This is a genomic window from Neobacillus drentensis (assembly GCF_036965425.1).
Taxonomy (GTDB): Bacteria; Bacillota; Bacilli; order Bacillales; family Cytobacillaceae; genus Neobacillus; species Neobacillus drentensis_F.
The window spans coordinates 321-7552 of the sequence record NZ_JBALPP010000101.1; the positions used below are offsets into that span (position 1 = coordinate 321).

Genomic DNA, 7232 nt, shown 5'->3' on the forward strand with positions numbered 1-7232 from the left:
TCAAAAATGAAAAATGCGAATTCGATTTACTCAGCCAAACCCGATATCGTAGAAGTGCAAAAACGGTGAAAGGGTGTCATAAATGGCAGGCATTAAATCTGGCAATACGGAAGGATTTCAGCAGTTCTCACAATTCGGTTCCCTTCAGGAATTCAATCATCATATCGAGATGTGGTTATTGGAACATAAGCATGATTTTTCAAAAGGAGAAATCATCGGATTAAAAAGACTGGTTCGCTTTGCAGCCAAAATCCCTGGAGTATGTAATGCCAAGATCGGGACCATCTTAAAATCCATTCATGAGCAATACCAGGAGAACGGCATCTCAAGGTCTACCTTTAAACGGATGATTCTGAAAGCAAAAGAATTGGGAATCATCACGGTCTTTGAAACAGAAAGGAAAAACGGATCGCAGTCCAGCAACCTATATCAGTTTAATCGTTTTCCAACCAGTGAACCACCCAAAGAGGAAAAAATGAACCACCATAATGAAACTAGTAATCTTTTAAAAACTGAAAAAGAACAAAAGATAAATAAACGTAACGAAACGTCTGAACAATTGGATCATAATTTTGTCAGCAACCGAGTCCCGCAGCCTTTTGTTCAGCTAGTAAAATGCTTATTCTCCGAAGCCAAAACGATTGAAGAATATTGGCATATGGTGCAAGTTGCTGCTTGCCGCTTTGAGTGTCTGAATGACACAGATGACATCCTTGACATTTCGAAGGATGCCTTTAGACAACTGATTCGAAAAATGAAATTGACCGATAGCGTCAAAAATCCCATCGCCTACTTTTATGGAATCCTGGACAACAAATTTATGAAGCTCTATTCGGAAAAGATTGATGCAATAGGGACTAAAACATCTATACCGCTTTTTTTTATAGACGGCATTGACCCAAACTGGAATTGGCTGGAATGATACCACGAGAACGGTTCCCGTGGCTCCTTCGCAAAAAATGTCGCATTTTTGTCAAAATTCCCATGAAATTTGGCGAATTTTGTTTACTATAGACTGCAGTACAAAAGACCTATTTTCAGTTTAATAGATATGAGAGGAAAGCGCTCCTATATCTGCAAAATGAATTCCAACATGTAAAGGGTATAAAGCAGTTTAACCTGCCATAATGAATATCCATCATAAAAATACGGAGCAATGATCCTCGCAAAGGAGGGATGAAATTCTAAAACAATCGAAACAGATCTATCGTTTTATTCTTCATTGTCCATTACAGAGATAGTAGAAGGTAAATGCTTTTTAATCTATTGCGATTAAAGGAGTGGAGAACGATTAATATTAAACGTTACTTTATTGAGAAGAAAGTGATACTAATCATGGGGGAATTCGACCAATATGGGAAGCCGTGTTCAAGGATCATGGCAGGAAAAACAACTTTTCTGGTGGACAAAACTCCACTACATCTATTGGACGATACATTACAATACATAGGCTTTGATTTACGGGGAGCAATAATAGGGGCAAAATCCATTCTAAATAAAACAATGAAATGTCCCATCATGGTGAATCCCTATCAAGGCATTTGCCTTTTTCCAAGTAAATCGCCGCATAAAATAGACTGCATCTGGTTTGATCCCGAACATATTATCAACACCAAAGCCACCGGAAACAAGACGGAGGTGGAATTGAGCAATGGCCATTTCATAATTGTAGATACAAAATTTGCTCCCTTTAATGAAAAACTGCAGACAGCCAAATATTTAAAACGACTTACAATTGAAAGAGGGACTCATCCAAGTCCAATTCTCTATTATCTGGAACCGCCCAAAAGGCACCAGCTCCTCAAGGAAAAGTCAGGAAAATATAACTTTGAAGTTTTAGAAGAAGAAAAAAATAATATTGATAACTGGTTATTCGATAATTACTTATCAAAGGAGGATTGTCCTGTTGGATTATCACTCGAACATTGATTTTGGGATGGCATTAAGAAGGCTGCGAAAGGAACGGAATCTATCGCAGGAAGAACTCGCCGAACGCAGCGGTTTGGATCGTTCCTATATTAGTATTCTTGAATGAAATCTCAAACTGCCTGGCTTTATTTCCATCTTAGCCCTTGCTTCCGGGCTTGGCATGAGAGCTTCAGATTTTATTATAGAAATTGAAAAGCATCCGGTATTGCTGCCAATAAACGCATAATGGAGTTTTACTAATTAGATTAAGATTATCACCTCCTTTCCAAAAAGGAAAGAAGAGTAACAACCAACCACCCCAACAATATTCAACTGCAACTTAAATTCTATCATTTTACTATCTAAAAACCTTTCAATCTTCGACAAAATCCGAGGCGTGACAGTACACCGGAACCAAGTGAACTCCTAATGCTGCTCATATAGTTTTCTTAGACCAGTATTTTCAAACTTAGGCAACTCTACAGCTATTTCTTCTAGTTTTTCAAAATCAGCATCCTTGCTTAAATCTAGCCATGCAACCTTGTATGTTTCTGAATCGGACTTTACAGTTGCTCCAATTTTCTGATTGAGATATTTTTCAAACTCACTGCCTTCAATGGCATTGATTGAAAACTTGTTCTTTCTATCTCCACTGTGAAACATCGAACCAATTGAGAAGTCTTTGTAAAATAAAGAAGTGTAGCTTGATAACACTTTGTGAGTCAGTTGAGTATTAGGACTTAAATCGACTAAAAATTTTACCTTGTTTGTTCTTGCCATAATAAATTTCTTCCCTTCGTTGAATACTGATTAGTTCTTCACTTTATCCAAGATATTACAAATTAAAAACAATGTAAATTCTTTAGGTAATTCGATGTGGCGAATTCCAACACCATGTCCAATACTCCGCTCCAAACATGTGAAAAAGGAGAGCCTCTATTCGAATGTCCCCCCTAATGTTGTTTTTTACTATCTATATTCGAATATTACTCGACTATCGGTATATGAAAGCGGATAATCGCTAATTTAACTTCCCTATTTGGATCGCCATTGATATGAAAACGGTAATTCAACCATGTTGAGATTATTCTGGTGTGGCAGGCCGCAGCGGGTAAATCGTTCGTATATTAGTATACTTGAAAGAAATCTACTGTTATTGTGTCTAAATACCATATTAGCCTTGCTTCTGGGCTGGGTATGCCAGATTCAGACTTTATTATGGAAATGAAAAAGTCCAGAATCAAATTAGTTAAGTAAGTCTGTACCGATACTGATATAGTGGGACGTCTTCCGTTACCTGTTTGAATAGCAATACTTTGCGTCTTATCCCCTTGCGGATTAAAATAGATTTATATAGGCAATAATGATAAATGTCTTTTTTTAGTTGGGATTATTTGGGGTGAGGCAGTATGGATGATAATTGGAGAATAGAAGATTTGGAACAAAAACTAGTACTTATGGAGGACCAAGTTTCAAATTTTTACAAAAGAAGAAAAGGGTTATTGGGGACCGCTAAGACTAATAGAAAGAAACTTCGCAAGAGTTCGCCGATTGATCAAACAGGTGGTTCCAATACCAAAGAAAAAATAGAGGAAAAGAAATCTGCCTTGGCCAAGCATAATGAATTGTATTATTTTGGACCAGCAAGAACGGCGGTTACTCTAACAAGGGAAGCCATAATGGATTGGGAAAAGGGAATCTTAGAAGAAGCTCTATGGAAGCAGCAGGAAGCCTGCAAGCACTATAATCACTTGGATTTTGAATTCAACCTTGGAAAAATGTATTTAGAATCTGGAATCGATTATAGTGAAGGGCTGTTCCACCTTTATAACTATTTTATCCATACGAGTGATTCTGATTATTGCAAAGCCCAGCTCTATGATTGGCTCCAGATTGAGAAAATTGAAGGCGGCTATAAGGGACTGCTAAGCAATCATTCCATTATAATTGATTTTGAATTCTTTCGTGAAGAAATGACCTATTATGGGGATGACGAAGTCTTTCAAACGGACTTACCCTTGCCCTATAAGGCTCCAGTTTCACTAGACTTGGAAAGAAAAGATAAAGAAACGATTACGATGCGGGATTATTGGTATCTATCGGAGCTTTGGGACCCAAAGGGAGAGATCGGACGCACCTATGAAATCAAAATCCATCAAAATAAGTTCCAGTCCTTTATAAAAGAGTTCTATAGTACCGTCATAGAATTAACCAAGGAAGGAAGTCTGAAAGAATTAACATCATTCAAAAAACTAAAACACCAATTATTTATGTATAACTTATCCAAGAAGTATTATCATGAGGGGGCCTTTGGAGAACCCGTTGAGGTCGCTCTGCCTGAGGATGAATCGATTATTTCCATTTTGCTAATTACCATCCCTTTTGAGAATGACGAAGAATTCCTGGATCTCTTCAGAAAATTTTCGAAAGAGCATCTTATGAATGTAAAAAGCAACATGGAAGTTGATGAAGAAAATGAGGACGATGAATATTGGAAGCAGCAAGCAGAATATGAAGCACACCAGGAAAAGATTGATTCCTTTGAAACCTTTCTTAAAAACGCGGAGCTCTTCGCAACACTCAGTGTAATACTAGATAATCTAAATAATGATGTGTCCGATCCCTATCATACAGAAAACACTATGGTCTATGAAGTAGCTAAAGAGCACTATTTACAGCATCTTGGTGATCTCTTTGATGATATGAAAGAGGAAGTTGAGCAACAACTCCACAGTTCTCCTAAGAAAAAAGAAAGGACAGGAAAAGAAAAGCAGTTGGACTTGATTGACAAAATTCTGAAAAAGGTGGACTCTGAAAAAATTCACCAGATGTTAAAAGAGAATCTGTATGATGCTGCTGAACTGGTGAATACCCGCCCGAAACTGGCTCTTGGGCCCATGCGGTTAACACTGGAGGTTCTACTTCAAGAGAGCTGTCTTAAAATAGGTAAGAGCATTAGGGAAGGAGACCGTGAGAAACCCTTATTTGTACTGATCAACGAAACAAAAGATGTAATCACAAGAGAGATTGATACCTTTTTGTATAAAATCAGGACCAATGCCAATACCGCCTTACATTACAATGCATTGCGAGGCTTAATCAGCCTGAATAAAAATGAGGTTGAAACACTTTATTCGATTCTTTTACAAGTGGTTGATTTTTATGTAATAAAGTTCAAGCTATAATAACCAAACAGAAATGACAATACCGCTTTCCTGTCATTTTTGGCTAGGCCAATTATAAAAAACTCTTTGTCATTCCTAGAGCCGGGCTCGTTCGCCTGATGTCGAGTCCACTCCATAGATTGATGGGGGCAAGAGTGAATTAAGAAAAAATAATAAAGGCTTCAATTGATTTATTTTAGGGCATCAAATTGATAATTTCCTTAGCATCAGTGTACTGGTGTGGATTTTTTTACTTTAGTTGCTACGGCATTATCAAACTATAAAAAATAATTAGTATTGATAAATTTTCAAAAATATTAGCATTAAAAGCAAAATTAATGCCTGTTGAGAATAAAAAAGTGAGGCAACTCTTATTTTTTGGATAGTTAAAGTCATTTATAATTTAACTCGAAATAAAAAATCCTCCAATGATGACTATGGAGGATTTTTATTCTATATATCTATTTGCTTATTTAACCCAAACCCCATTTGAATTGAAGAAATACCGCTTTCCAATGATCTTCACCCAACCAGTTTGCATTACTCCATTTCCATCTAGGTAGTACCATTTGTTATTTTCTTTTAACCATCCAGTTGCCATTGCACCAGTAGACTTCAAGAAGTACCACTTTGTTCCTACTTTAGCCCATCCTGTTGCCATTGCACCTGTTGACTTTAGGTAGTACCATGTGTCCTTATCCTTTACCCAGCCTGTTGCCATTGCACCTGTTGACTTTAAGAAGTACCAAGTTCCTTTATCTTTTACCCAGCCGGTCTCCATTGTACCATCTGAGTTTATGAAATACCAAGTTCCTTTGTCATTAACCCAGCCAGTTGCCATAGCGCCATCTTTGCCTAGGAAGTACCAGTCTTCTCCGTCTTCAAGCCAGCCAGTTAATTTTACTGCTTGATCATTGTAGTAGTACCATTTTCCGTTTTCCCATTTCCAGCCTTCTGTTTCAACTGCTATAGAAAATGGAGACTCGTTACCTTGTGCATCTGCAACAAAGCCATTTCCTTCTATGAATAAATCATACTTATTAATAACGTCTCTTAATTCTTGAACAGTGAACAAGTAGTCAGTATTAACCTGTTTAGGGAATAAGAAATAGTAAGTGTCATCATTATTGTTAGTAGACCAATTTACAACTTTTGCTTTGTCAATTACGGCTTCACCATTTACAAATTGAGCATCAACTGCATCTGAATACATTTCATCAGATTTAGAAACTAGTGATATAGTAGCTGCCGTATCGGATGTTACTTTAATCTCTTGTACTTTAACGTCTCCAGGAACTCCGACTAGGCTTAAAGAATAGTCTGTTCCGTTTACTTTTGCCTTAATATCACCTTTGTCAGTGACGACAGTGATTCCAGTTATTTTAACAGCGTTTGCATTTGTTTCTGCTGCGTGAGAAACATTAGCTGACAGCACTACTAAAAGGAAAAGGAACACAAAACTTGATAGTGCAATAATTTTCCTCATGAATAAATCCTCCTGTATGTATGTATACTCCAGTAATAAATTGCTAGATTATCAATCTATTATATGAAGCATAAGTCCTATTTTACATTCAATGGTAGATTTTCACAATGAAAATCAATTTTTTCTCTACTACCAAACCATACAAAACATCAAAGGCGTATCAAAGACTAGAGCTTTCATTTTTACCAGAATCCCATTTTTTCAAAATAGAGACAAATGCCGCAATTTTTTATATAATATTTCAGTATTTATTTTCAGGACAATATTACTATAAAAACTTCTAGTTTTATTAAAACCACCAAGAAGAAAACAACAAGAAAAAGGAGAATACCAGATGTCTAAAAATCATTGGCTTACCCCGGAAGAAATGATAAAAAAGAAAAAAATGAAAAAAGGCCTTACTTATGGTTTTATTACCCTTGGAACTATTTTGCTGAGCACAATTGTTACCATTTTAGCGAACAAAATATCTTAAATATTCTTTCTTGGAAAAACAAGTCAATGTCTACTGTTATTGACGGACTTTTTGGCCCATTAAGCAAGGGAGAGCTTAAACTTGCTTGAGCTTCCACTTATGCTATATATCGACCAGAAAAATCTCAAAACCTTAACGTATTTTCAATCTGTCAAATCTAGATTATTTATAGATTTTAAAAACACCCACTAAACTATTA

7 protein-coding genes are annotated in these 7232 nt (G+C 36.5%); 5 read left to right on the plus strand and 2 right to left on the minus strand.

Annotation, left to right across the window (positions count from 1 at the left end; translation table 11 throughout):
- The first annotated feature begins 82 nt into the window (after positions 1–82).
- The 3 genes from V7161_RS22120 (at position 83) to V7161_RS22130 (ending at position 2035) form a co-directional block, all read left to right on the plus strand.
- Positions 83–922, plus strand: coding sequence for a hypothetical protein (locus V7161_RS22120; RefSeq protein ID WP_335715017.1), 840 nt, complete (start codon positions 83–85; stop codon positions 920–922).
- A 329-nt stretch (positions 923–1251) separates the two neighbouring features.
- Positions 1252–1929 (plus strand): competence protein ComK, encoded by a 678-nt coding sequence (locus V7161_RS22125; protein WP_335715018.1) that lies wholly within the window; start codon positions 1252–1254, stop codon positions 1927–1929.
- A complete protein-coding gene (locus tag V7161_RS22130; protein ID WP_335715019.1) occupies positions 1907–2035 on the plus strand; it encodes a helix-turn-helix domain-containing protein in 129 nt (42 codons plus the stop codon). The genes V7161_RS22125 and V7161_RS22130 overlap by 23 nt, the downstream gene beginning before the upstream one ends.
- Before the next feature lie 299 nt (positions 2036–2334).
- On the opposite strand, the gene V7161_RS22135 is transcribed toward V7161_RS22130, so the two are convergent.
- Positions 2335–2688 (minus strand): hypothetical protein, encoded by a 354-nt coding sequence (locus tag V7161_RS22135; RefSeq protein ID WP_335715020.1) that lies wholly within the window; start codon positions 2686–2688, stop codon positions 2335–2337.
- Positions 2689–3317: 629 nt separating this feature from the next.
- Here V7161_RS22135 and V7161_RS22140 point away from each other — a divergent pair.
- Positions 3318–5093 carry a hypothetical protein gene (locus tag V7161_RS22140; RefSeq protein WP_335715021.1) on the plus strand — a complete coding sequence of 592 codons (1776 nt, stop codon included), beginning with the start codon at positions 3318–3320 and terminating at the stop codon, positions 5091–5093.
- A 448-nt stretch (positions 5094–5541) separates the two neighbouring features.
- Here V7161_RS22140 and V7161_RS22145 read toward each other — a convergent pair whose 3' ends face one another.
- Complete coding sequence (locus V7161_RS22145) at positions 5542–6558, minus strand: hypothetical protein (RefSeq protein ID WP_335715022.1); 1017 nt, start codon at positions 6556–6558, stop codon at positions 5542–5544.
- A gap of 334 nt (positions 6559–6892) precedes the next feature.
- On the opposite strand from V7161_RS22145, the gene V7161_RS22150 reads away from it, so the two are divergent.
- The gene (locus V7161_RS22150; protein ID WP_335715023.1) at positions 6893–7033 is read left to right on the plus strand and encodes a hypothetical protein; all 141 of its coding nucleotides are present in this window, start codon (positions 6893–6895) and stop codon (positions 7031–7033) included.
- Positions 7034–7232: the final 199 nt, after the last annotated feature.

Bases quoted from the DNA above. Each gene is read 5' to 3' on its own strand.
- V7161_RS22120 (WP_335715017.1), top strand. From the start codon at position 83: ATGGCAGGCATTAAATCTGGCAATACGGAAGGATTTCAGCAGTTCTCA.
- V7161_RS22140 (WP_335715021.1), top strand. From the start codon at position 3,318: ATGGATGATAATTGGAGAATAGAAGATTTGGAACAAAAACTAGTACTT.
- V7161_RS22150 (WP_335715023.1), top strand. From the start codon at position 6,893: ATGTCTAAAAATCATTGGCTTACCCCGGAAGAAATGATAAAAAAGAAA.
- V7161_RS22135 (WP_335715020.1), bottom strand. From the start codon at position 2,688: ATGGCAAGAACAAACAAGGTAAAATTTTTAGTCGATTTAAGTCCTAAT.
- V7161_RS22145 (WP_335715022.1), bottom strand. From the start codon at position 6,558: ATGAGGAAAATTATTGCACTATCAAGTTTTGTGTTCCTTTTCCTTTTA.
- V7161_RS22125 (WP_335715018.1), top strand. From the start codon at position 1,252: ATGCTTTTTAATCTATTGCGATTAAAGGAGTGGAGAACGATTAATATT.